This is a genomic window from Nocardia sp. NPDC049707, assembly GCF_040674855.1.
Taxonomy (GTDB): domain Bacteria; phylum Actinomycetota; class Actinomycetes; order Mycobacteriales; family Mycobacteriaceae; genus Nocardia.
Window position 1 is genome coordinate 110,949 of sequence record NZ_JBFANN010000013.1, and the last position, 22,436, is coordinate 133,384.

Below are 22,436 nucleotides of genomic sequence, written 5' to 3' on the forward strand. Positions count from 1 at the left end.
CACCCCGAGCGGTCGGCCGGAATTCCTGGGGACGCATCGGGTTTCCGAATGGAAGAACTGCCCGGCCGGAAATCAGTCCGCCTCGCTTTCCATCTCGATCAACGGCTTGCGCAGCAACTTCCCGGTCGCATTGCGCGGTAGCTCATCGAGGAAGATCACCTCGCGGGGTACCTTGTACCGCGCCAGATTCGCCTTGACGTAATCCTTGATCTCCTGTGCATCGCGCTTGGAGTCCGGTCCGGGAACGACGAAGGCGCGCAGCCGCTTTCCGAATTCGCGATCATCGACACCGACAACCGCGGCCTCGAAGATATCGTCGCGGCCCGCGATCAGGTTCTCCACCTCGAGCGGGAAGACGTTCTCGCCGCCGGAGACGATCATGTCGTCGTCGCGGCCGTCGATGTAGAGCAGGCCCTCGGCGTCGAAATGCCCGACGTCACCGCTGGACATCATGCCGTCCACGATCTCCTTGGTGCGGCCGTCGGTGTAGCCGGTGAAGGCGAAACCGTTGTCCACGAAGATGGTGCCGGTGATATTCGGCTCGGTGATCGGCTTGTGGTTCTTGTCCAGCAGCACGATCCGGATGCCGACCGGCGCCTTGCCCGCGGTGGTCGGGGCCTTGCGCAGTTCCTCCGGGGTCGCGACGGTCATGACCGCGCATTCGGTCGAGCCGTACAGGTTGTAGAGGCTGTCGCCGAAGTAGTCGAGAGTGCGGGTGACAACGTCGGGTGTGATGGCCGAACCCGCCGCGAAGATCACCTCGAGGCTGCTCGGGTCGTACTTGGCCAGTACCTCGTCGCCGAGATCGAGGATACGCTGCAACATGGTCGGCACCACGACCAGCGAATCCGCCTGGTAGCGCTGAATATTCGCGAGTGTCTTCTCCGGATCGAACCGGCGCTGCTGGAAGATCACCCGGTTGCCGAGGGCAAGGCCCAGGGTGAACTGGGAAAGTCCGGTGGCGTGGAAGATCGGCGCGGCCATGATCATGGTCCCGTTACTGGGCAGCGGTACCCGGTCCAGGAACTGGGCCGAGGCGAACGGGCTGACCCGGTCGCGTGGCGCACCCTTCGGCGTGCCGGTGGTGCCACTGGTCAGGATGACCATGCCACCGGGCTTGGTGGGTGCGGGCACCGGTGCGGCCGAGCGGCCCTCGATCAGCGATTCGATGGTCGCGACCGACGGATCGACATCGTCCTTCTCATCCACCCAGGTGAGCACCCGGGGGATCTCGGCCGGGATCACGCTCATCAGGTCGAGGAATTCGCTATCGTGCAGTACGGCCTTGATGTTCTCGCGGGCGGCCACATCGGCGAACTGCGGTTTCGCGAAGCCGGTATTCATCAGCACCGTGCGCACGCCGAGTTTGCCGGTCGCGAGCAGGCTCAGCACCATGCCGCGATGGTCGCGCGCCAGCAGCGCGACCACATCACCGGGCTGCAAGCCCTGCGCTTGGAGCCCACGGGCCAGGGCGCTGGACTGCTCATTGAGCTGGCCGAAGCTGACCTCACCGCGCTCGTCGACGATGGCTGCCGCATCCGGTCTGGTTTGCGCCGCGTGCATGACGACACCGGCGAACGGGCCGAACTTGAGCACATTGAATGCGGACCGCGCCGCGTGATCGGGTCGGAGCGGATTGAACAAGTGCCGCTTGACCATGACATTCACGCCTTGGGCGAAATCGCCCGCTTTCCGGATTGAGCCGTTCAGCGCAGGCAGGGATAGAGACATTCGACAACCCCTTTCCGCGATCCACCCACCGGGACCGGGGGTGGTGTGGACCGCAACTTCGAGATCCAGTGCTGCAGCAAACAGTAGCAAGCGTCTGTAACTCGCTGTTTCATGTATCTCAGTGGTCCCATGGCTGCCCGGATCTCTGCGTGACTTCGTACTCGACGAGCACTCGGCGCAGCAGTTTCCCGGTGGGGTTGCGGGGGAGATCGTCGAGGAAGACGACCTCGCGCGGCACCTTGTAGCGGGCCAGGTTCTCCTTGACGTAGGCCTTGATCTCCGCGCTGCCGGGACAGTGACCGGCCTCGGGGACCACGAAGGCGCGCAGACGCTTGCCGAATTCCACGTCGTCGACGCCGACGACGGCCGCGTCGAACACATCCGGCCGCTGCAGCAGCAGGTTCTCGACCTCCTGCGGGAACACGTTCTCGCCGCCGGACACGATCATGTCGTCATCGCGGCCGTCCACCATCAGCAGGCCGTGCTCGTCGAAGTGGCCGACATCGCCGCTGGACATGTAGCCGTCGATGATCTGCTTATGTCTGCCGTCGGTGTAGCCCTCGAACGGCGCACCACTGCGGATGAAAATGCGCGCGGTGGTGTTGATCGCGCTGACCTGCTTGTCGTTCTCGTCGTAGAGCCGGACCTCGCAGGTGATCGGCGCTCGGCCGACTGTGCCGGGTGCGATGGCCAGATCGTCCGGATTTGCGACGGTGGCGACGGCGCATTCGGTAGAGCCGTAGAGGTTGTACAGCACCGGGCCGAAGACCTGTGTGGCCTTGGCGCACAATTCCGGCGACAGCGCCGAACCCGCCACCAGAATGCATTTCAGCGACGTGGTGTCATATTTGGCGCGGATCTCCGGTGCCAATTCGGTCATCCGGTGCAGCATGGTCGGCACCGCGACCAGCATTTCGGCCTTGTGATCGGCCAGCATCTGCAGCGTGGCCTCCGCGTCGAAGCGGCGGCGCACCACCACCTTATTGCTCATCGCCGAGGCGACCAGGTAGGTGCCCAGACCGGTGCTGTGGAAGATCGGCGACACGATGACCTGAGTTCCCCGGACCGGGAACGGAATTCGGTCCACCATCTGCGCGGTGGCCAACGGGGTCACCTTGCTGCGCGGTGCGCCCTTCGGCAGGCCGGTGGTGCCGCTGGTGAGGATGACGAACCCGCCCGGCTTGGACGGTGCGGGCAGGTCGACGGGGGAGTTGGCGGCGATGAGATCGTCGAGAGTCTGTGCGCCGTCGGGCAATTCGGTGCCCTCGTCGACCCAGGTGAGGTAGCGCGGCAGACTCGGCGGCAGCGCGTCGAGCAGGCCGAGGAACTCGCTGTCGTGCAGGACGGCCTTGACCTTCTCGCGCTCGCAGACCTCGGCGAACTGCGGTTTGGCGAAGCCGGTATTCATCAGCGCGACCCGCACGCCGAGCTTGCCCGCCGCGGCCATGGCCAGGATGAGGCCCCGATGGTCGCGGGCCAGCACACCGACCACGGAACCCTCGGTCAGCTTCGCCTGCCGCAACCCGCGCGCGATCGCGGTCGACTGCTCGTCGAGTTGCCGGTAGGTCAGTTCGCCGCGCTCGTCCACCACCCCCGGGGCATCGGGCGCGACTCGGGCCGAATGCCGGATCAAGGTCGCCTGCGGCCCGTAGACCTGCGATTCCTTCGCCGTCCGCAACGTTTCCAGCGGTTTCTTGGGATCAGTGACCCCGCGCGCCCGTAGCACCCCGAATGCCTTCACAATCTCGAGCGCATGCGCCAACTTCATCGTCGATCACCTCTACCGGGAACTCGCATCGGCACTCGACCTAGCGATCTCGAACCACTATCTCTGTCGCACTAACGGTATCAGCGCTATGACCCACATCACACTTACCGGCGCGCGGTTGCCAGCGCGACCAGCAATGGGACGACCCGATTCGGGGGTACTTCGAAGCGGCCGCGGCCCACGGTGTGCAGCCAGCCGGTTGCCGCCAGTTGGCGCAGGTGGTGGTAGATCTGGCCGGAGGTGCCCACCTCGTCGAGGTCGGTGAGTTCGGCAGCGGTTCGGCTGCCGCGGATGATCTCGCGCAGAATGCGCAGGCGCACCGGACTGCCGAGGGCGGCAAGGCATTCGGCGGCATCGTCCCAGTCGTAGGCGACGATGTCATCGGTGCTGAACCGGACCTGCCAGTCGAACTGTTCGACACTCGGTAGTCGACCGGAACCGGCGAACATCACCCCGCCATTGCGCTCGTCCGCGGCCGTGAATTCCGCTCGCAGTTGCCGCAGCGCCCACCCATCCGGCGGAGCGGCTCCGTTCGCCTGACCGTTGCCGAGCTGGCCGAGTTCCATTGCTGTGACTCGGTGTTCGAGCTCCGTTAGCCGTTCTTCCAGACTCATGAGCCCAATCTACGGAATTACGTAATTACCGGCAATGATCCAGCATCGTTTACGCAAAGCCCGGCACGGGAATCCGTGCCGGGCTCGCGTGCCGGATGGTCAGTTGTAGACCGATCCGACGGACGGGACCGAGATGGTTGCGAGTCGGTACTGGTAGCCGTCCGGGTTGGCGTCGCTGACCGGGACGGGCCAGCGGTGCAGCAGGGTGCCGTAGACCGCGCCGACGATGACACCGGCACCGGTGTTGATCGGGCGGGTGCGGATGGTGGTGTCGGCCGCGGCATCGTTGTGCTCGGAGATCACCTCGGTGCCGCTGCGGCCGTTGGACAGATTGATCCACAGGACCTCGAGCTTGGCCCCGGCCTGATTCGGTGCGATCGTGCCCGGTCCGCCGAAGAATCCGAATCGGAACCCGTCGTAGCCGAGCGCGATTCCGGACCCGTAGACGCCGGGCCCGTCTCCGCGCCCGATATCGGATTGCGCGGGGATCTGGAACGGCTGTGCGGGCAATGCCACCCGGGTGGCGACCTGCCCGGACGCCAGCAGCCGGTCCACGGCCTGTTCGGCGGCGGGATTGCCGTTGGCGGCCTTGCGCAATTGCTGTGCGGCCGTACTCCAGTCGATCGTCGTCGGCTCGGCCGCGGCATGACCCGCGAAGACGACAACGAATGCGGTGGTGGCCGCGACCGCGGCGGTGAAGCGACGTATCAAACCCAGCCTGTGCATAACCAGTCTCCTGTTGGGGTTCTTGGTACAGCTCGATGGAATTCGTCCGCTGATTCTCAGCAGGCAAGATACCGTGCGTCACTGCACCGGTTTCGGCGGGTGTCGCGAAGCGCCATGAATTTCGGTGACCGCCGGCGCGCGGCCGAGATGGGCTTCGTGCTGTCGAACCCCGGAAGGTGGGGGCACCACAAGATTGGGGTTGTCCGGCGGGTGGTGCGTTGCCAGAGTCGGTCTCGATATTGTTGTGAGAACGAGAGATTCGACCATGTACGAGCACACCAATCCTGCGGCCCTGATCAACTACCTGTTGGCGCTGCTCAGAGGCGCACTCACATCCGGCAGCGCCAGGACATACTGACCAGGCCGTCGATGATGCGTCGGCCGCGTGATCTCTTGCCGATGACGGCCTGGTGATGGCCTGAGACGGGCAGAGCTTGATGTGCAGCGACAAAGTCGACAAGAAACCCGGTGTCGGCCCTCAAATGGGCCGACACCGGGTTTCCATTGTGCGACTTGCTATTTCAGTTCGGCGCTGGTCTTGCCGAGGATGCGGCGGGCAACGATGAGCTGCTGGATTTGCTGGGTGCCTTCGAAGATGTCGAGGATCTTCGAGTCGCGGCCCCACTTTTCGAGCAGGGTGCGCTGGGAGTAGCCGATGGTGCCAGCGAGTTCGACGGCCTTGAGCGTGATGTCGGTGCCGGTGCGGCCCGCCTTGGCCTTGGACATCGAGGCTTCCAAGGAGTTCGGCTTCTTATTGTCGGCCATCCACGCGGCGCGCAGCGACAGCAGGTACGCGGCCTCGTAATCGGCCTCCATCCGCAGGAATTCGGCGGCGGCCGCGGGCTGGTTGTTGGGCGGGATGTCGTAGGACGGCTCGATGCCCGCATCCTTCAGGATGGCCCGCAACTCCTCCAGCGCCGCCCGCGCGACACCGACCGCCATCGCGGCCACCAGGGGCCGGGTGTTGTCGAAGGTCTGCATGACCCCGGCAAAACCCTTCTCCACATTGACTTCCGGGCTGCCGAGGATGTTGTCCTTCGGAATCCGGCAGTCCTGCAACAGCAGTACGGCGGTATCGGAGGCCTTGATGCCGAGCTTGTGCTCGAGCCGGGCGACCGAAAGTCCGGGAGCGTCCCGCGGCACGACGAACGACTTGATCGCCGCGCGGCCCAGGCTGCGGTCGACCGAGGCCCACACCACGATGTGGGTGGAGCGCTGACCCGCGGTCACGAAGATCTTCTCGCCGTTGAGCACCCACTCATCGCCGTCTAGTACGGCGGTGGTGGTGACGGCGGCCGAGTCGGAGCCGAAGGACGGTTCGGTGATGGCCATCGAGGCCCACACCTTGCCGAAGCGCTTCAGCTGCTCATCGGTGGCGACGGCCGCGATGGCCGCATTGCCCAGCCCCTGGTAGGGGATCGATAGCATCAGGCCGACGTCGCCCCAGGAGGTCTCCAGCGCGTTCAGCAGCGCGGACATATTGCCGCCGTTGGAGTTTCCGAGCAGTTCGGTGGCGTGAACGTCCGCATCGGAACGACCGCCGGCCGCGCCGCCGATCTTCTGGGTGCCGGAGTCGGCGAGGCCCTCGACCATGGCGGCCATGGCGTCCAGTTCGACCGGGTACTCGTGTTCGCCGAGGTCGTATTTACGCGAGATCGGCCGGAAGATTTCCTGGGCGACCTGATGGGCCTGGTTGGCGCTGGCCCGCAGCTTCTTGGGGAGTTCGAGATTGATCATGGTGATGTCTCCTGGAAGTTAAGGAACCAGCCGGGTCAGACGAGCACGACACCTTCGGCGACGCCGATGGCCCGCAGATCGCGGTACCAGCGCTCGACCGGGTGTTCCTTGGTGAAGCCGTGGCCGCCGAGCAACTGCACGCCGTCGAGGCCGATCTGCATGCCCTTGTCGGTGGCGAGTTTGCGAGCCAATGCCGCCTCGCGGGCGTAGGAAAGTCCCTGCTCCGCGCGTGCGGCACCCCGCAGGGTCACCAGGCGCAGGCCGTCCAGCTCGATTGCCATATTCGCGACCATGAACGCGACCGCCTGGCGGTGCGAGATCGGCTCGCCGAATGCCTCACGCTCGTTCGCATACGGAATCACGTAATCGAGCACGGCCTGTCCGGTACCGATGGCCAGCGAGGCCCAACCGAGGCGGGCCAGGCGCACCGCGTCGGCGTACTCTTCGGCGCGGGTCATGGCATCGCTGTCGCCGAGGATGGCGTCCGTGCCGACCGCGACATCGTTGAGCAGCAGGCGACCGAGGCCGGCGGCGCGCAGACCCATGCTCGGATCGGCCTCCACGACCAGCCCCTGGCTGTCGGACGGCACGATGAACAGGGCGGGGCGGCCGTCGAGTTCGGCGGCCACGATGAATAGTTCGGCATCACCCGCGGCCGGGACCAGGCTCTTCACACCGTTGAGGCGGTACCCGCTGGGGACGCGGGTCGCCTTGGTTTGCAGCGCGAATGGGTCGAACAGGGCGCGCGGCTCGCTGATCACGACCGATGCCTGCGGCACATTCTCGCCGGTGAAGGCGGGCAGGTAGGTCTGCTGCTGCGCGTCGGTACCCCATTGGGACAGGGCGATCGCGACACCACTCGGCGCCAGAATCGGCAGCGCCAGGCCCATATCACCGTGTGCGAGCGCCTCCGCGACCAGCGAATTGGTGACCGCGCCGCGCTCGGCGGCCGCGCCTTCCAGCTCCTCGGGCACATTGATCACGGTGATACCGAGTTCGGCGGCGCGCTCGAGCAGGTCGCGCGGGGCCTTGGCGGCGTTATCGGCCTCGTAGGCGGCCGGGCGCAGGATCTCGGCGGCGAATTCCTTCACCGTCTCGACGATCATCTGCTGCTCATCGCTCGGGGTCAGGTCGAAGTAGTCCTTGTTCTTGGACTCGTTGTCGGCCAGGCGTTTCGGCGCACCACCGCCGGCGACCTTGCCGAATGCGCGAGTGGCGGCACCGAGGGTGCGGAAACCGGACTTGGTGCTTTCGTAGGTGACTCGCTCGATCGGCTTGCGCAGGTTGTACTTCTCGGCGAGCTCCGACCCGGTAATGGTCGTCACCACCCGCATTGCCGCGCCCATCCAGTCCCGTTTGGGGTGGTTCAGGCCGACCGCGGACGTGTCTGGACGTCGCTTCGTCGCGCTGTCTCGAGTGCTCATCATCACCTGGTTTTCTCGGGTGGGTACGTGCGGTCTTATCCCAGCTATCTTACTCTTGAGTAAGACTATCTTACTTTAGAGTAAGAAGTGCGTCGAGGTGCAGCATACGTTGCCGAACTGTGTCAGGCTGGACGAGTGCCCAAAGTCGCGGGACGACCGCTATCCGTCGTCGCTGCGCTGTTCGCCGCACTACTCACCGCATTCGCCAGGCGCTACGGCTATCACCGGGACGAGCTGTACTTTCTCGCGGCGGGCAGGCATCTGGACTGGGGCTACCCGGATCAGCCGGTATTGACTCCGCTACTGGCCCACGCGATGTCGGCAATCGATGCCGATTCGTTACTGCTGCTGCGGCTTCCGTCGATCGCGGCAGCGACATTCGTGGTTGTTGCCGCCGGGCTGATGGCACGCGAATTCGGCGGTGGGTGCGGGGCACAGGTGTTGGCGTCGGCCGCCGTCGCGAGTGCGGCGATGGTGCTGGGAATAGGTCATCTGCTGAGCACCGCGTCGTTCGATGCGGCGGCGTGGGTGTTGGTTTGTCTACTGGTGCTGGTGTTGCTGCGAGGGTTCAGGGGTTGGGGTGCTGAGCGAGCCCGGCGACCGGAGGTGAATGGGCAGGCGGCCGCGGGTGCTGGTGTGGTGTCGGGTGGTCGCTCGGCGCCAGATGGGCGCGAGGGTGTGGGTGGACGCATGGCGTTGGCCGAGCCCGAGGGGGTGAGTAGGTGGCCGGGGCCGCGGTGGTGGCTCGGGGTGGGGCTGGTCGTCGGGATCGGGTTACAGAACAAATTGCTGCTGATCTTTCCGGTGGCGGCGCTGGCGCTGGCGCTGGTTCTGGTCGGCCCGCGAAAGATATTCGCCAGCAGATATTTCCCCGTGGCGGTCGGGCTGGCAGTGGTGATCTGGCTGCCATATCTGTTGTGGCAATGGCGTAATGGCTGGCCGCAATGGGAAATGAGCCGGGCCATCGCGGGCGGATCCTCCGGAACCTCGGATACACCGGTGCTGTTCGTGCTATCGCAGTTCGGCCTGATGGGCCCATTGCTGGTACCGCTATGGGCATTCGGGCTCTGGCAGCTGTGGCGTGATCCACGATGGCGTGCGTTTCCGGTCGCGTATGCGGTGCTGTTCGTGATGTTCCTGGTCAGCGGCGGTAAGGCGTACTACATGGGCGGGATGTATCCGATCCTGTTGGCCGCCGGTGCGGTACCGGTCGCCGCCTGGTTGGGGAGTCGGCGAATTCGATGGGCGGCCGTGGGTTCGGTAATCGCGGTGAATGCGATCGTCTCGGCGGTGCTGTTCCTGCCGGTGCTACCGGTGGCGGCATTGCCGGATTCACCCGTTCTCGCGATCAACTACGACGCCGGCGAAACCATCGGTTGGCCGCAACTCGTGCGCCGGGTCGCTGAGGTGCGCGCCACGCTCGGGCCCGATATCGCTATCTTTACCGACAACTACGGCGAGGCGGGGGCGATCGAACGCTTCGGCGGCGAATACGGACTGCCGACTCCGCACAGCGGCCACAACTCCTACTGGTGGTGGGGTCCGCCCAGCGACACAGCCACCGCGGTGATCACCGTCGGCCTCGATCGTGATCACCTGACCCCGTACTTCGCCGAAGTCGAACCCGCCGGTCACATCGACAACGGCCTCGGCATCGACAACGACGAGCAGGGCCGACCGCTGTTCATCTGCCGCGAACCGCGAGCATCCCTGTCCGAAATATGGCCAGCGGCGAAACATCTGAGCTGAACCATCCGAATTGAAGCCATCCACGTGCCCGTCGGCAACGAAGACCGATTGATGCCTATCTACATAGGTGCCGTTCACAGCGCTTGGCCGGATCTATCCGGCGAGGCGAAATCCCAGTAAGGCCCGCAGTACTAGTAAGGATTGAATCCCCCAGTACTAGAAAGGAGATGTCATGGTTCTTCGCGTTGTCGATCAGCTCGTCTCCGGGGTCGTCAATATGATCGCCACATTGTTCGTTCCGTGAGTCGAGTCGCCCGGGGCGGCCGGTCCGTCCCGGGCGACATTCCGGCGCGGCTGTCATGTTGCGCCGCATGGCTAGGGTTCCGCTCGACGATCTCGATAAACCCGACCGCCGGTGCGGGCTGCCCGATCATTACCGGCCTGATCAAGCCCGGTCTGCTGCACAACCCACCGGACGGTGCCACCTCCGTGCGGATCGCTCGAGACGGTGCCGGGTGGGCGCTGTTCGGCACGAGCATGGACGGGACGCTCTGTCGCATGCATCCGCCCGCAGACATCGACCTGACACCGGCCGAATCGAGGCGATAGAAAGGGACGGTGCCCGAACGTGACTCGCTAGCGCCCGCACCGATGGTCGCAGCTACTCCCGCCGACGCTACCGATATCGCCCACCTCCGCGATCGCCTCGCACAGTGGATGATCGATAACGGCATCGGCCAGTGGCTGCCCGGCGAATATCCCGCCGTGACGATGGCCGAGGAGGCCGGCCGCGGCGAATGGTTCGTCTGGCGCAAGAGCCCGGAGATCTTGACCGCCGCCGTCCGCCTCGTCTGGCGCGACCCGGAATTCTGGGGTGCGGACCAAACTCCGGCGGGCTACATCCACGGCCTCATGGTCGCCCCCGAATTCCGCGGTAACGACCTCGGCGTCCGCATCCTGCGCTTCTGCGCCGACCACACCCGCGCCAACGGCATCGCACTACAACGCCTCGACGCCGCCGCCGACAACCCGGTCCTGCGCAAGTACTACACCACCCACGGCTTCACCGAAGTCCGCGAAACCCGACTCCCTCCACGGTTCCACGGCACCGCTCACGTGGTGTTGATGGAGAAGTCACTGAGAATGCACCGATAGTGATTCTCGAGGCTCAGTTCAGATGGGTGAGTACAGCGTCGTGGAGTAGGGAGTTGGTGGCGATGGCGTCGCCGCCGTGGGGGCCGGGAGTGCCGGCGAGGGAGGTGAAGCGGCCGCCGGCTTCGCGGACGAGGATGTCGAGGGCGGCCAGGTCCCACAGGGAGACTTCGGGTTCGGTGGCGATATCGACCGCGCCCTCGGCGAGCAGACAGTAGGTGAAGAAGTCGCCGTAGCCGCGGACTCGCCATACCGCGTCGGTGAGGTCGAGGAACTTCTCGCGCAGACCGCGCTCGCGCCACCCTGACAGGCTGGAGAAGGCCAGGCTGGCCGAGCCGAGTTCACCGACCGCGGAGACCGAAATCGGTTTCGCCGCATCGGAATCAACGCTGGCCCAGGCGCCGGAACCGGACGCCGCCCACCACCGCCGCGCCAATGCGGGCGCACTCACCACGCCGACCACCGGAACGCCGTCCTCGAGCAGCGAGATCAATGTCGCCCAAATCGGCACCCGCCGCACGAAGTTCTTGGTGCCATCGATCGGATCGATCACCCACTGCCGTCCGGTGAACTCGACGTCACCGCCGAACTCCTCACCGAGCACCGAATCCCCTGGGCGCTCCCGCGCCAGCACCTGGCGTATCGCCTTCTCCACCGCCAGATCCGCATCCGAGACCGGCGTCAGATCCGGCTTCGCATCGACCCGCAGATCCAACGCCCCGAACCGCCCCCGGGTAATCCCATCGGCCTCGTCGGCCAACCGCAGCGCAAGTTCAAGATCGGAGGAGTAATCAGCCACCCCCGAACCCTATCGCCCACCCCCGGTCCCGCCGGACGCATCCCCGCTGCGGCATAGCAGTGCCCACCTCGCAATGGTCATACTTGTGCGAGGTAGTCATGAGTTATGCGGCCGTGGGGACGGAGCGGGCGGCGGCGAGGGCGCTTGCCCACCAGTGGAGTTGGTCGAGCATGGCCTGTGCGGCGGCGAGTTCCCGCGTGCCCGCACCGCCTCTCCGGACTGGGACCACATCGCCGACGAACTGGTCGCCGCATTTGAAACAAGGCCCGTTCCGCAGCGATCCGCACATCGCCGCCCTGGCCGACGAACTCACCGTCGCCGCCGGCGCAGAATTCACCCGCCGCGTCGAATCCGTCCCCAGCCTCGCCGCCGCTACCGGAACCACCCGCATCTTCCACCCCGAGGCAGGTCACCTGCGCCTCACCCACGAAACCCTCGAACTCTCCGCCGACGACGACCAGCAGCTCATCGTCTACCTCCCCGCCGACGATGCCACCGCCACCGCCCTCGACGCCTTGGCCGGTCGCCGCCCGGGCGGGTTGCGAGCTGTCTCCGGCTGAGGTACCACCGCGTATTTCACCGTCTTCGTCGCGCCCAGTAGGCTTGAGCATCGTGCATCCTGACCTTTCCGCTGACCTCGCCGAACTCGACGCCACGCTCAAGACCGTCGAGTCGGTCCTCGATGTCGAGGAGCTGCGTCGACGGATCGATGAGCTCGAGCACCAGGCCGCCGATCCCGATCTGTGGAACAACCAGGAGCACGCGCAGCAGGTCACCAGTGAGCTGTCGCATGCCCAGAGCGAGTTGCGCCGGGTCGAGGACCTGCGCCAGCGTCTCGACGATCTGTCCGTGCTGTACGAACTAGCCGAGGAAGAGGAGGGCGAGGCCAGGGCGGCTGCGTTCGCCGATGCCGATGCCGAGCGGGCCACGTTGCACAGTGATGTGGAGGCCATGGAGGTTCGCACCCTGCTCTCCGGCGAGTACGACAAGCGTGAGGCGCTGGTCAATATCCGCTCCGGCGCCGGTGGTGTGGATGCCGCCGACTGGGCTGAGATGCTGATGCGCATGTATGTCCGCTGGGCGGACCGGCACAAGTACGCCGTCGAGGTCTACGACACCTCCTACGCCGAAGAGGCGGGCATCAAGAGCGCGACGTTCGCGGTGAAATCGCCGTATGCCTACGGCACCCTGTCGGTGGAGATGGGCACACACCGCCTGGTCCGGATCAGTCCGTTCGACAATCAGGGCCGCCGCCAGACCTCCTTCGCCGAGGTCGAGGTGCTACCCGTGGTCGAGACCACCGACCACATCGAAATTCCCGAGGGCGAGGTCCGCGTCGACGTGTACCGTTCGTCGGGACCCGGCGGCCAGAGCGTCAACACCACCGACTCGGCGGTGCGCCTCACACATATCCCGACCGGCATCGTGGTCACCTGTCAGAACGAGAAATCCCAGCTGCAGAACAAGATTTCGGCGATGCGGGTGTTGCAGGCAAAGCTGCTCGAGCGCAAGCGGCAGGAGGAGCGCGCCGAGATGGATGCGCTCAAGACCAATGAGGGTGCGTCCTGGGGCAATCAGATGCGCTCCTACGTGTTGCATCCGTACCAGATGGTCAAGGATCTGCGCACCAACTATGAAGTCAACAATCCGACTGCCGTGCTCGACGGCGATATCGATGGTTTCATCGAATCCGGAATTCGTTGGCGAATGCGAGAGCAGGCGAGCTAGTTGGATGTACCCCAGGCTTTCTCCACGTCCTCCGACATCACCACCTGGCTGCGGTCCTCCGGATTAGAGATCGTCCTGCTGATCGTGGGCGCGGTGCTGTTCAGCCGCTTCGCCACCTTTGTCCGAGATCGGATCACCCGCAGGATCGACGCCGGGTTCCGCAGCAGCGACGCACTGGTGCGCTCCGAGGCGGCAAAACATCGGCACGCCCTTGCACAGGTGGTCACCTGGGTGCTGCTGACCGTCGTATACGTCCTCGTCGGCATGGAAGTGCTGCGGAGGATGGGTTTCGAGGTCACCGGTCTGGTCGCGCCCGCAGCTGTGCTCGGTGCTGCACTCGGCTTCGGCGCACAGCGGATCGTGCAGGACATCCTTGCCGGATTTTTCCTGATTACCGAGCGGCAGTACGGATTTGGTGATGTGGTTCGCATCGCGGTCACCGGATCCGCGGAGCAGGCCGAGGGGACAGTCGAGGACGTCACGCTGCGGATCACCACATTGCGCAATGCCGATGGTGAGGTGATCACCGTGCCCAATGGACAGATCGTCAAAGTGACGAATCTGTCGAAGGATTGGGCGCGCGCCGCGATCGATGTTCCGGTCGCGGCCAGCGTCGATATCATGAGGATCAACGAGATCCTGCACGAGGTCGGTACAAAGGCGTACGACGACCGCAGATTGAAGCCGCTGCTGCTCGACAAGCCCACAGTGATGGGCGTCGAAGATCTGACAGTGGACCAGATGAATATTCGAATGGTTGCCCGTACATTGCCGGGCAAGCAGTTCGAGGTCGGTCGCGAGTTGCGGGTGCGAGTCGCCGCGGCATTGCGCCGGGAGGGAATCAGTGAGACCGCGTAGATCCACGGCGATCCTGATGGCATCATGGATCGCCACCTTCGTGCTGTATCTGTTCGTCAGGCCCGATCAACCGACTTCGGCATCGCCCGAGAAATTCAACATCGTTTCCGCAGTGGTGAATACGGCTACGCCCGGCGAATAGCGATTGCTTGCCAGTCGCTTATACGGTCGGGTCGACCATGCTATAGCTACTGGCCGCAAACGGTTGCTGGTTACACTGGCTAGCCGTGATCGCTATGCGGAACGTGACCAAGTCGTATCAGACCTCGACGCGACCCGCGCTGGACAACATCACCGTCGATGTGGGCAAGGGCGAATTCGTCTTCATCATCGGCCCGTCCGGTTCGGGCAAGTCGACCTTCATGCGACTGCTGCTCAAAGAGGAGGCCCCGACCGCGGGCGAGATCCGAGTCGCCGACTTCCAGGTCGACCGGCTCCCCGGGCGGAAGGTGCCGAAGTTGCGTCAGCGCATGGGTTGCGTCTTCCAAGACTTCCGGCTGCTGCAGCAGAAGACCGTCGCCGAAAATGTGGCGTTCGCCCTGGAGGTGATCGGCAAGCGGCGCCAGTTCATCGACCGGACGGTGCCCGAGGTGCTGGATATGGTCGGGCTCGGTGGTAAGGCCGATCGGCTGCCGCAGGAATTGTCCGGTGGTGAGCAGCAGCGTGTCGCGATCGCGCGGGCGTTTGTGAACCGGCCGCTGGTCCTGCTCGCCGACGAACCGACGGGCAACCTCGATCCCGAAACCAGCGGCGACATCATGCTGCTGCTGGAGCGGATCAACCGCATCGGTACCACCGTGGTGATGGCCACACACGACAATCACATCGTCGACGCGATGCGTAAGCGAGTGGTCGAGTTGGACCAGGGCCGACTGATCCGCGACGAGGCGATCGGCGTCTACGGGGTGGGTCGGTAATGCGCGCTGGATTCCTGCTCAACGAGGTCGTCACCGGCCTGCGTCGCAATGTCACCATGACCATCGCGATGATCCTGACCACCGCGGTATCGCTGACGATGCTCGGCGGCGGTCTGCTCGCGCTGCGCATCGCGGATAAGACCCAGAACTACTTCATGGATCGGGTCGAGATCCGGCTCTACCTCACCGACCTGGTTTCGGCGAGCGATCGGGACTGTTCGTTGAATCCATGTCAGCAGCTGATGTCGGATCTGAAGAAGACCGACGGTGTGGTCTCGGTCCAGTTCGTCAACAGTGACGAGGCGATGAAGGAAGCCACCGAGGTGACCTTCAAGGATCAGCCGGAAATGCTGGACATGATCAAGGACACCCGGCTGCCCGCGTCGTTGCGCGTGAAGATGACCGATGCCGATCAGTACCCACGGATCTACGAGTCGTTCAACGGTAAGGACGGGATCCAGAGCGTACTCAACGACAAGGACACTGTGGACCGCCTGGTCGGGGTGTTCGACGGACTGCGGAACGCGGCGTTCGGCTTGGCGGCATTGCAGGCATTGGCCGCTGTGCTGTTGATCGCGAATATGGTGCAGATCGCGGCGTTCAGCCGACGCGAGGAGGTCGGCATCATGCGGATGGTCGGTGCGACGCGCTGGTACACGCAGTTGCCGTTCCTCCTGGAAGCCGTGGTCGCGGCCCTGGCCGGGTCGATCCTGGCTGTTCTCGGGTTGTTCCTCGCACAACCGCTGGTAGTGAATCGCGGCCTCGGCGCACTATTCAACAGCAACGTCTTTCCCCGCCTCACCGGCGAGGACATCGCTCTGGTCGCCCTGACCATCGCGCCCCTCGGCATCGTCTTCGCCGCAATCACCGCCTACGGCACTCTGCGCTACTACGTCCGCGACTGACCCGACGCAGACCGTATGACGGCCTCGCACACGATAAGCACGGTATGGCTTGTGCGAGGCCGTCCGTGGGGTGCGACGACCTTGCGGAAATTCTTTGTCCACATGTGGGCAAGTTGGTGGGTCGCCTGGGGGACCGCGCCGATGTAGGGGTTCCGTTGTCCGACCGCGCTCGTAGGATGGGCCGCGTGGTATCCCCCGATGTTTCCGCGGCTGTACTGACCGACGGCGCCCCGGTCGCCGAGTCCGATGCGGCTCAAGAGGTTCTACGCCGGGTGTTCGGCTATGACGGCTTCCGCGGTGATCAGCGGGAGATCGTCGAGCATGTGGTCGGCGGCGGGGACGCGCTGGTGCTCATGCCGACCGGCGGCGGTAAGTCGCTGTGCTATCAGGTGCCCGCACTGGTACGACCGGGCGTCGGCGTGGTGGTGTCACCGCTGATCGCATTGATGCAGGATCAGGTGGACGCGCTCAGCGCGCTCGGCGTGCGCGCCGGATTCCTCAACTCGACGCAATTCCCCGATGAGCGGCGGATGGTCGAGGCGCAGTTCGTCGCGGGGGAGTTGGATCTGCTGTATCTCGCGCCCGAGCGGCTGCGCCTGGAGTCGACCGCCGCCCTGCTGAATCGTGGCAAGGTGGCGTTGTTCGCCATCGACGAGGCACATTGCGTATCCCAGTGGGGCCACGACTTCCGCCCCGACTATCTGGCCCTGTCGATGCTGCACGAGCGCTGGCCGGAGGTGCCGCGCATCGCGCTCACCGCGACCGCGACCGCGAAGACCCGCGACGAGATCATCGAGCGCCTCGACCTCGGCTCGTCCCGGCGTTTCGTCGCCAGTTTCGACCGGCCGAATATCCAGTACCGGATCGAGCCCAAGAATCGGCCGGATCGGCAGCTGCTGGAGTTCATCAAGACCGAGCATGCCGGGGATGCGGGCATCGTTTACTGTCTGTCGCGCAATTCCGTGGAGAAGACCGCGGCCTTCCTCGCCGAGAACGGTGTCGAGGCGGTTCCCTATCACGCGGGTCTGGATTCGCGGACCCGTGCCGCCAACCAGGCGCGGTTCCTGCGAGAGGACGGCCTCGTCGTGGTCGCGACCATCGCCTTCGGCATGGGAATCGATAAGCCCGACGTGCGCTTCGTCGCCCACCTCGATCTACCCAAATCGGTGGAGGGCTACTACCAGGAGACCGGGCGAGCGGGCCGCGATGGGCTGCCGTCGACCGCGTGGATGGTCTATGGGCTCGCCGATGTCGTCCAGCAACGCAAAATGATCGACTCCTCCGACGGTGACGCCACCCACCGCAGGCAACTGCAACTGCATCTGGACGCGATGCTCGCGCTGTGTGAAACGGTATCCTGCAGGCGAACTCAGCTACTGGCCTACTTCGGACAGTCGGGAAAGCCGTGCGGCAACTGCGACACCTGCCTGACCGCGCCGGAATCCTGGGATGGCACGGTGCCCGCGCAGAAGGTGCTCTCCACGGTGCTGCGACTGAAACGTGAACGCGGACAGAGCTTCGGCGCGGGCCATATCGTCGATATCCTGCTCGGCAAATCGAATCCCAAAGTGCTGCAACATGATCACCACGAGCTGAAGGTCTTCGGCATCGGCACCGATCTGCGCGATATCGAATGGCGCGGTGTCATAAGGCAATTGCTCGCACAAGGACTTCTCGCTGTGCACGGCGACTACGGCGTGCTCATCCTCACCGAGGCCAGCAACGAGGTGTTGTTCGACGGTCGGGAAGTGCTGTTGCGCCGCGAACCGGAGCGCGCGGTCAAACCGGCCAGGACACCCAAGGCGGCCAAGGGCAAGTCCCCGGCTGCCGATCTGGCTTCCTCGGACGTACCCGTCTTCGAGAGGCTGCGGGAATGGCGGGCAGCGACGGCCAAGGAGCAGGGCGTACCCGCCTACGTCGTCTTCCACGACGCGACGCTGCGGGAGATCGCCGCACGCAAGCCCACGAGCCCGTCCGAACTCGGGACGGTCGGCGGTATCGGTGAGAACAAATTGGCCAAATACGGCGCAGGAGTACTCGCAGTCCTGGCCGGAGAAGTGAGCAACGCCTGAAGGACAGCCCATCGGGCGGTGTGAGTTCCTGGCTTGGATTTCCCCTGGCTGATGGTGCTCGGCAATCACGACAACGGCTCGGTCCTCGGCGGCGACGGCGGCTGGTCGCTACGGGGCAACAGTGCGGTCGACTACCACGCGAATTCGCCGCGCTGGTGGATGCCGAGCCGGTACTACTCGGTTCGAGCACCCGAGCACCCGAGCACCCGAGCACCCGAGCATCCGAGCAGCGGCCGGTGGTCGATCTCGCGACCGGAGGTACCGACACGGCGTTCGCGCACCGATTTGCCTGAATCGCAATGGAATTGCCCGGCGTCGAACCCGTTCGGCGGCTACCGTGCACGCTATGGCATCCGGTGATGACCCCGCCGACGACGGGCTCGACCTCGGCGACTTCCCGGCGAGCGATCCCGATGAACCGCCGCCGTATCGGCGCAGCCCGCACGACCCTGTGGCGGAATCGGTCTGGCTCGGCCATCGTTCGCCGCCACGTCCGCGCGGTCTGCCGCGCATGACCACCGTCTTGCTGGTCGCGGCCTTCATCGCGGTGCTCGTGCTGTATCTCGCGGTCCGGCCGGGCGGCTAGTGGAACAGGCGCGGAATAAACCGTTTGCCGAGCCACTTAAAGTTGACCGTTATGAAGGAGACGGGGCGTAAATCCACGATTCAGGGTAAGTGGAGTTGCTTCGCCCAGGTCTACCGGCATTTTTGACCATCGGATCACCTTGTCACGAGGTCAACAACCCGCCATCGGCCACGAGCGCCGACTCCGAGCCCGCATTCGCTAACACAGAGTGCGGGCCCGCACTGAGGTCGACTCACCAGCGGCGGGAACATGTCAACGGCCGCATCCGATTACAGTGATCAAGTGCTGTCGGGTTGCCGACGAAAATTCATCCGTAACAACCGGACCCACGCGATCGACATGTCCGGCGGAAACGTTCGCTACCGGACAGAAATGTCCACAACCGAGGGAGACGCGTCGTGGGTTCCGCCGACTTGATGAACTGGCTGTCGGAGGGCTAGCTCAGCGGCGACCCGATCCGCTACCCGCTGTATGTGGCCATGATGTTCCTCAGTATGCCGTTCCAACTGCTGACCGGACATGGGTTCTGACCGGACATGGGTTCTGACCCGACTTCGTCGAGCACCCGAGCCGCAAGGTTCGTCCATCTGTTGTGAAAAATCCTGACAGGTAAAGGAATCCGACAAATGAAGATCAGCGCATCCAGGCACTTGATCACCGCCGTGATCTGCGGCGCGGCGCTGTTGCTCAGCGCGTGCAACGAGGACGTCACACCCACAAAGGGGACGACAGGTTCGGCCGGTTCGACGAGCGCCGCGGCGAGCGCGCCCACCACGGCAAAAGCCGACGGTGGATCCGCCCCGGAGACCACGCGCACCGTCTCCGATGGCGACACACCCACCACTACCACCAAGACGGCCGCGCCGGTCTCGGACGGTCCCTGGGATCCCTGCGAAATTCCCTCTGCCGACCTCGCCGCCGCGGGGTTGGACTCGGTCACGAGGGAGCGGAAAGACCTCCAACACCCCGACGTACGGGGATGCCAGTGGCTGGCCTCCGATGGGAAGTACGAGCTGCTCATCGAATCCCTCAACGAGACAGTCGACCAGTTGCTCAAGCCCGGTGCTTACCGGGATCTCAGGCGAACCGAATACTACGGCCGTCAAGTGGTCGTCTTCAACTCGGTCCAGGACAGCAATCACATCGGTTGCCTGATGGGCGTCCAGACCTCAACAGGATCCGTCTTGTTCACGACGCGCAAGCATAACGGCCAGTCGCCGACGCTCGAGCCCTGCGCCGCCGTGCAGGAGTTCGCGAGCAAGTTGGGCAATAAGAATCTGCCTGCATAACAGGCGGACGAAAAAGGGTGGCACCCGGCCGATTCCGGCTGAACTGCTCCCCGGAAGTTGGACTGAGAAAATCAGTTCCAATCTCCGGGGGCAGTCTTATGCGTGCGGCGGCATCGTTGTCCTGGTCGGGGCCTCGTAGGAAGGGGTCGAGCTCCGCGAGTCCTGCTTCGCGGACCTGCTTGGTCCATGCGTCGAGGTCGCTGCCGGGCCGTTCGGTCATGATCGCAGCAAATTCGCCGACGAGTCTGGCTAGGTCGGTCATCTGCGGGCAGGCGGCCAGGAGTTCGTCCAGGTGGGCGCGCCGCCTGCGGGGCAGATCGGTGGGCCTGCTCGAGATCCAGGAGGAGAGTCGCCGGGGTGAGGGCATGAGCCGGTCGCTTTCGGCGCGGCCTTGGTTGAGGTATTTGTGCAGCAGATTGAGTCCGCCGGTGTAGCCGAGCGCTTTGATCTCGTGGAACAAATGCGGCACCGGAACACCGGGTTCGGCTTCGCGGCGCCGGTGCAGGTGGTCGCGGTAGGGCGGTGCGACGCTGGTAGCGTTCGAGCACGCCGAAGACCTGCTCACGAAATGTCCTGCAGCACTGCGGTGTCGAGCACAACGGTCGCCGGACACGCACACGCACGATCACCAGACGACCGTTCAGCGGCAGATCCGCGACGGTCCGGTCGTGGTAGCTGTGAACTCGCACCGACTCGACACCGCACCGCGAGCAGACAGCCGGACACGACTCCATCCTGGCCCGCACCACGACCCGCTCGCCCTCAACCGCCACACCCTCCATCACCAACGGCAACAAACCCGAAAAAGACAGTCCAACAACATCATTCGCCTCGACCACCGAGGCATCATGCCGTCAACCAGACCAGTCCACCACCGGAAGTGCGCTAGAGCCGGTAAAACCGACACTCCCTCGGCGGCATCAGTCCCATCCGCTATGGGCAGGACAAAGGGTTCACCTGGCACGACGGTAGACACTTTTTCGTTTCCCTATTGCTCGCTACTGGTGTAGACCCTGAGAAGATCAGGAAGCTTGTAGGGCATTCGAGCGGTGCCGTAACTCTGAGGGTCTACACACTCTGTGGCCGCGGGGTGACGGCCCGGTGCGGGCCGCGCTCGGTAAGGCCATGCGGCGCGTAGGTTTGTGGCCTTGCCGGGACCGGAATGGGTCAGCGAGGAAAAACGGGCGCCCGGCCAGGCTGCCTAGCAGGGCGAACAGTGGAGGATGAAGGGCATGAAGGAAAAGGGGCCAACCCGCTTGTAGGGCTGCGGCGGGCTGGTTGGGACTCTTGATGCGTGACGGGACCGTGACGGGACCGGGACGGATCGGCTACCTAGAAATATGCTCTTACCAGGGCGTACACGACGATTGAGGCGATATGAAGGAGAAGGGGCGCAAGGTCATCGCGACCAACCGCCGGGCACGGCACAACTACACGATCCTGGACATCTACGAGGCCGGGATCGCGCTGGTCGGTACCGAGGTCAAGAGTCTGCGCGAGGGTAAGGCCTCGCTGGTGGACGCCTTCGCGACCGTCGACAACAGTGAGGTGTGGCTGCGGGGTCTGCACATTCCCGAGTTCAGCCACGGCACCTGGACCAACCATTCGCCGCGCCGGGTGCGCAAGCTGTTGCTGCACAAGCGCGAGATCGAGCGGCTGGTCGGCAAATCGCGCGAGGGCAACCAGACCTTGGTGCCGCTGTCGATGTACTTCTCCGACGGCAAGGTCAAGGTCGAGTTGGCGCTCGCCAAGGGTAAGCAGGACTACGACAAGCGACAGGATATGGCCAAGCGCACTGCCGAGCGCGAGGTCACCCGGGAACTGGGGCGGCGGATCAAAGGCATGCGCTGACCGCTGTGCTCCCGGCGTTGGTGGCCGCGGTCGGCTACGGCGTGAGTGATTTTTCGGTGGTGTTGCGTCGCGGCGGGTAACCGCCCTGCGCGTCGTTGTCGTCTCCTATCCGATGTCGACGCTGTTCGTACTCATGCTGCTACCACTGGTCGGTGGCACTCCGGGCACGGCATCGATGCTGTGGGGACTGGCGGCCGGTGTGGCGAGCGGCTGCGCGGTGAACCACTGCAGTTGGCGGCCTATCTCGCGGTGCTGGACATCATCGCGAATGCCGCACTGCTGTACGCCTTCCACGGTTCGATGCTCTCGCTGGTCAGCGTGATCGGCGCGCTGTACCCGGCCGCGACCGCCCTGCTGGCGGGTGAACGGGTCGGTCGACAGCAGCAGGTCGGGATGGCATCGGCGCCCGCCTCGGTCGGGTTGATCGCGGCGGCCTGATCGGTTCGCCGGGGGTCCTCAGCGCAGTATTCAGGAGCGACTGATGGGGCTGGATGTGCGGCAGTGACATTGCGGCGCGGTCCGCCCGATACTGTTTCCGCACAGGTCAGAGGCCTGAAATCAGGTACAGGGATAATGGAATGCACCCAAGC

General features: G+C 64.7%; 21 protein-coding genes and 2 pseudogenes. 15 read left to right on the forward strand and 8 right to left on the reverse strand.

Features of this window, described 5'->3' with window-relative positions:
- Positions 1-72: 72 nt before the first annotated feature.
- The 6 genes from AB0J29_RS14965 to AB0J29_RS14990 form a co-directional block, all read right to left on the reverse strand.
- Entirely contained in the window at positions 73-1,731 is a 1,659-nt protein-coding gene (locus AB0J29_RS14965) for an acyl-CoA synthetase (protein ID WP_364785086.1), read from the reverse strand.
- 118 nt (positions 1,732-1,849) lie between these two features.
- Positions 1,850-3,499: an acyl-CoA synthetase gene (locus tag AB0J29_RS14970; RefSeq protein ID WP_364785089.1), complete on the reverse strand. Its 1,650-nt coding sequence runs from the start codon at positions 3,497-3,499 to the stop codon at positions 1,850-1,852.
- 104 nt (positions 3,500-3,603) lie between these two features.
- Positions 3,604-4,113, reverse strand: coding sequence for a winged helix-turn-helix domain-containing protein (locus AB0J29_RS14975; protein ID WP_364785092.1), 510 nt, complete (start codon positions 4,111-4,113; stop codon positions 3,604-3,606).
- 99 nt (positions 4,114-4,212) lie between these two features.
- Positions 4,213-4,839 carry a hypothetical protein gene (locus AB0J29_RS14980; RefSeq protein ID WP_364785095.1) on the reverse strand — a complete coding sequence of 209 codons (627 nt, stop codon included), beginning with the start codon at positions 4,837-4,839 and terminating at the stop codon, positions 4,213-4,215.
- Between the two features lie 516 nt (positions 4,840-5,355).
- On the reverse strand, positions 5,356-6,576 hold the full coding sequence (locus AB0J29_RS14985) for an acyl-CoA dehydrogenase family protein (RefSeq protein WP_364785098.1): 1,221 nt from the start codon (positions 6,574-6,576) through the stop codon (positions 5,356-5,358).
- A gap of 35 nt (positions 6,577-6,611) precedes the next feature.
- The gene (locus tag AB0J29_RS14990; protein ID WP_364785101.1) at positions 6,612-8,003 is read right to left on the reverse strand and encodes an acyl-CoA dehydrogenase family protein; all 1,392 of its coding nucleotides are present in this window, start codon (positions 8,001-8,003) and stop codon (positions 6,612-6,614) included.
- Positions 8,004-8,135: 132 nt separating this feature from the next.
- Between AB0J29_RS14990 and AB0J29_RS14995 the strand changes: the two genes are divergently transcribed.
- Together AB0J29_RS14995 and AB0J29_RS15000 are read left to right on the forward strand one after the other, a co-directional pair.
- Positions 8,136-9,749 (forward strand): hypothetical protein, encoded by a 1,614-nt coding sequence (locus AB0J29_RS14995; protein ID WP_364785104.1) that lies wholly within the window; start codon positions 8,136-8,138, stop codon positions 9,747-9,749.
- Positions 9,750-10,307: 558 nt separating this feature from the next.
- Entirely contained in the window at positions 10,308-10,844 is a 537-nt protein-coding gene (locus AB0J29_RS15000; protein ID WP_364785107.1) for a GNAT family N-acetyltransferase, read from the forward strand.
- A 13-nt stretch (positions 10,845-10,857) separates the two neighbouring features.
- On the opposite strand, the gene hisN is transcribed toward AB0J29_RS15000, so the two are convergent.
- Positions 10,858-11,640: a histidinol-phosphatase gene (gene hisN / locus AB0J29_RS15005; protein ID WP_364785110.1), complete on the reverse strand. Its 783-nt coding sequence runs from the start codon at positions 11,638-11,640 to the stop codon at positions 10,858-10,860.
- 254 nt (positions 11,641-11,894) lie between these two features.
- Between hisN and AB0J29_RS15010 the strand changes: the two genes are divergently transcribed.
- The 10 genes and pseudogenes from AB0J29_RS15010 to AB0J29_RS15055 all read left to right on the forward strand — a co-directional run bounded on the left by AB0J29_RS15010 (position 11,895) and on the right by AB0J29_RS15055 (position 19,995).
- Positions 11,895-12,200, forward strand: a complete 306-nt coding sequence (locus AB0J29_RS15010) for a hypothetical protein (RefSeq protein WP_364785113.1) — start codon at positions 11,895-11,897, stop codon at positions 12,198-12,200.
- Positions 12,201-12,252: 52 nt separating this feature from the next.
- Positions 12,253-13,368 carry a peptide chain release factor 2 gene (gene prfB, locus AB0J29_RS15015; protein ID WP_364785116.1) on the forward strand — a complete coding sequence of 372 codons (1,116 nt, stop codon included), beginning with the start codon at positions 12,253-12,255 and terminating at the stop codon, positions 13,366-13,368.
- Positions 13,369-14,226, forward strand: coding sequence for a mechanosensitive ion channel family protein (locus AB0J29_RS15020; protein ID WP_364785119.1), 858 nt, complete (start codon positions 13,369-13,371; stop codon positions 14,224-14,226).
- 16 nt (positions 14,227-14,242) lie between these two features.
- Complete coding sequence (locus tag AB0J29_RS15025) at positions 14,243-14,368, forward strand: hypothetical protein (protein ID WP_364785122.1); 126 nt, start codon at positions 14,243-14,245, stop codon at positions 14,366-14,368.
- A gap of 85 nt (positions 14,369-14,453) precedes the next feature.
- Complete coding sequence (ftsE, locus tag AB0J29_RS15030; RefSeq protein ID WP_364785125.1) at positions 14,454-15,143, forward strand: cell division ATP-binding protein FtsE; 690 nt, start codon at positions 14,454-14,456, stop codon at positions 15,141-15,143.
- The gene (gene ftsX, locus AB0J29_RS15035) at positions 15,143-16,048 is read left to right on the forward strand and encodes a permease-like cell division protein FtsX (protein ID WP_364785128.1); all 906 of its coding nucleotides are present in this window, start codon (positions 15,143-15,145) and stop codon (positions 16,046-16,048) included. The genes ftsE and ftsX overlap by 1 nt, the downstream gene beginning before the upstream one ends.
- A gap of 185 nt (positions 16,049-16,233) precedes the next feature.
- Positions 16,234-18,120, forward strand: coding sequence for a DNA helicase RecQ (gene recQ / locus AB0J29_RS15040; protein ID WP_364785131.1), 1,887 nt, complete (start codon positions 16,234-16,236; stop codon positions 18,118-18,120).
- 30 nt (positions 18,121-18,150) lie between these two features.
- Positions 18,151-18,315 (forward strand): annotated as a pseudogene (locus tag AB0J29_RS15045) (phosphoesterase); the annotation flags it as partial.
- A 151-nt stretch (positions 18,316-18,466) separates the two neighbouring features.
- Positions 18,467-18,706, forward strand: coding sequence for a hypothetical protein (locus AB0J29_RS15050; protein ID WP_364785134.1), 240 nt, complete (start codon positions 18,467-18,469; stop codon positions 18,704-18,706).
- Positions 18,707-19,332: 626 nt separating this feature from the next.
- Positions 19,333-19,995 (forward strand): DUF3558 family protein, encoded by a 663-nt coding sequence (locus AB0J29_RS15055; protein ID WP_364785137.1) that lies wholly within the window; start codon positions 19,333-19,335, stop codon positions 19,993-19,995.
- A gap of 71 nt (positions 19,996-20,066) precedes the next feature.
- Here the strand turns inward: AB0J29_RS15055 and AB0J29_RS15060 are convergent, their stop codons facing one another.
- Complete coding sequence (locus AB0J29_RS15060; protein ID WP_364785227.1) at positions 20,067-20,777, reverse strand: transposase family protein; 711 nt, start codon at positions 20,775-20,777, stop codon at positions 20,067-20,069.
- A gap of 146 nt (positions 20,778-20,923) precedes the next feature.
- On the opposite strand from AB0J29_RS15060, the gene AB0J29_RS15065 reads away from it, so the two are divergent.
- The 3 genes and pseudogenes from AB0J29_RS15065 to AB0J29_RS15075 all read left to right on the forward strand — a co-directional run bounded on the left by AB0J29_RS15065 (position 20,924) and on the right by AB0J29_RS15075 (position 22,284).
- Complete coding sequence (locus tag AB0J29_RS15065; protein ID WP_364785230.1) at positions 20,924-21,133, forward strand: tyrosine-type recombinase/integrase; 210 nt, start codon at positions 20,924-20,926, stop codon at positions 21,131-21,133.
- Between the two features lie 239 nt (positions 21,134-21,372).
- Positions 21,373-21,846 (forward strand): SsrA-binding protein SmpB, encoded by a 474-nt coding sequence (smpB, locus tag AB0J29_RS15070; protein WP_364785140.1) that lies wholly within the window; start codon positions 21,373-21,375, stop codon positions 21,844-21,846.
- 20 nt (positions 21,847-21,866) lie between these two features.
- Positions 21,867-22,284, forward strand: a pseudogene (locus tag AB0J29_RS15075) (hypothetical protein).
- Positions 22,285-22,436: the final 152 nt, after the last annotated feature.

What these genes read in the sequence shown, in the direction of transcription:
- AB0J29_RS14965 (WP_364785086.1), bottom strand. Translation starts at nt 1,731, where the DNA reads ATGTCTCTATCCCTGCCTGCGCTGAACGGCTCAATCCGGAAAGCGGGC.
- AB0J29_RS14970 (WP_364785089.1), bottom strand. Translation starts at nt 3,499, where the DNA reads ATGAAGTTGGCGCATGCGCTCGAGATTGTGAAGGCATTCGGGGTGCTA.
- AB0J29_RS14975 (WP_364785092.1), bottom strand. Translation starts at nt 4,113, where the DNA reads ATGAGTCTGGAAGAACGGCTAACGGAGCTCGAACACCGAGTCACAGCA.
- AB0J29_RS14980 (WP_364785095.1), bottom strand. Translation starts at nt 4,839, where the DNA reads ATGCACAGGCTGGGTTTGATACGTCGCTTCACCGCCGCGGTCGCGGCC.
- AB0J29_RS14985 (WP_364785098.1), bottom strand. Translation starts at nt 6,576, where the DNA reads ATGATCAATCTCGAACTCCCCAAGAAGCTGCGGGCCAGCGCCAACCAG.
- AB0J29_RS14990 (WP_364785101.1), bottom strand. Translation starts at nt 8,003, where the DNA reads ATGATGAGCACTCGAGACAGCGCGACGAAGCGACGTCCAGACACGTCC.
- AB0J29_RS15025 (WP_364785122.1), top strand. Translation starts at nt 14,243, where the DNA reads ATGGCATCATGGATCGCCACCTTCGTGCTGTATCTGTTCGTCAGGCCC.
- ftsX (WP_364785128.1), top strand. Translation starts at nt 15,143, where the DNA reads ATGCGCGCTGGATTCCTGCTCAACGAGGTCGTCACCGGCCTGCGTCGC.
- AB0J29_RS15050 (WP_364785134.1), top strand. Translation starts at nt 18,467, where the DNA reads ATGGCATCCGGTGATGACCCCGCCGACGACGGGCTCGACCTCGGCGAC.
- AB0J29_RS15055 (WP_364785137.1), top strand. Translation starts at nt 19,333, where the DNA reads ATGAAGATCAGCGCATCCAGGCACTTGATCACCGCCGTGATCTGCGGC.
- AB0J29_RS15060 (WP_364785227.1), bottom strand. Translation starts at nt 20,777, where the DNA reads ATGGAGGGTGTGGCGGTTGAGGGCGAGCGGGTCGTGGTGCGGGCCAGG.
- smpB (WP_364785140.1), top strand. Translation starts at nt 21,373, where the DNA reads ATGAAGGAGAAGGGGCGCAAGGTCATCGCGACCAACCGCCGGGCACGG.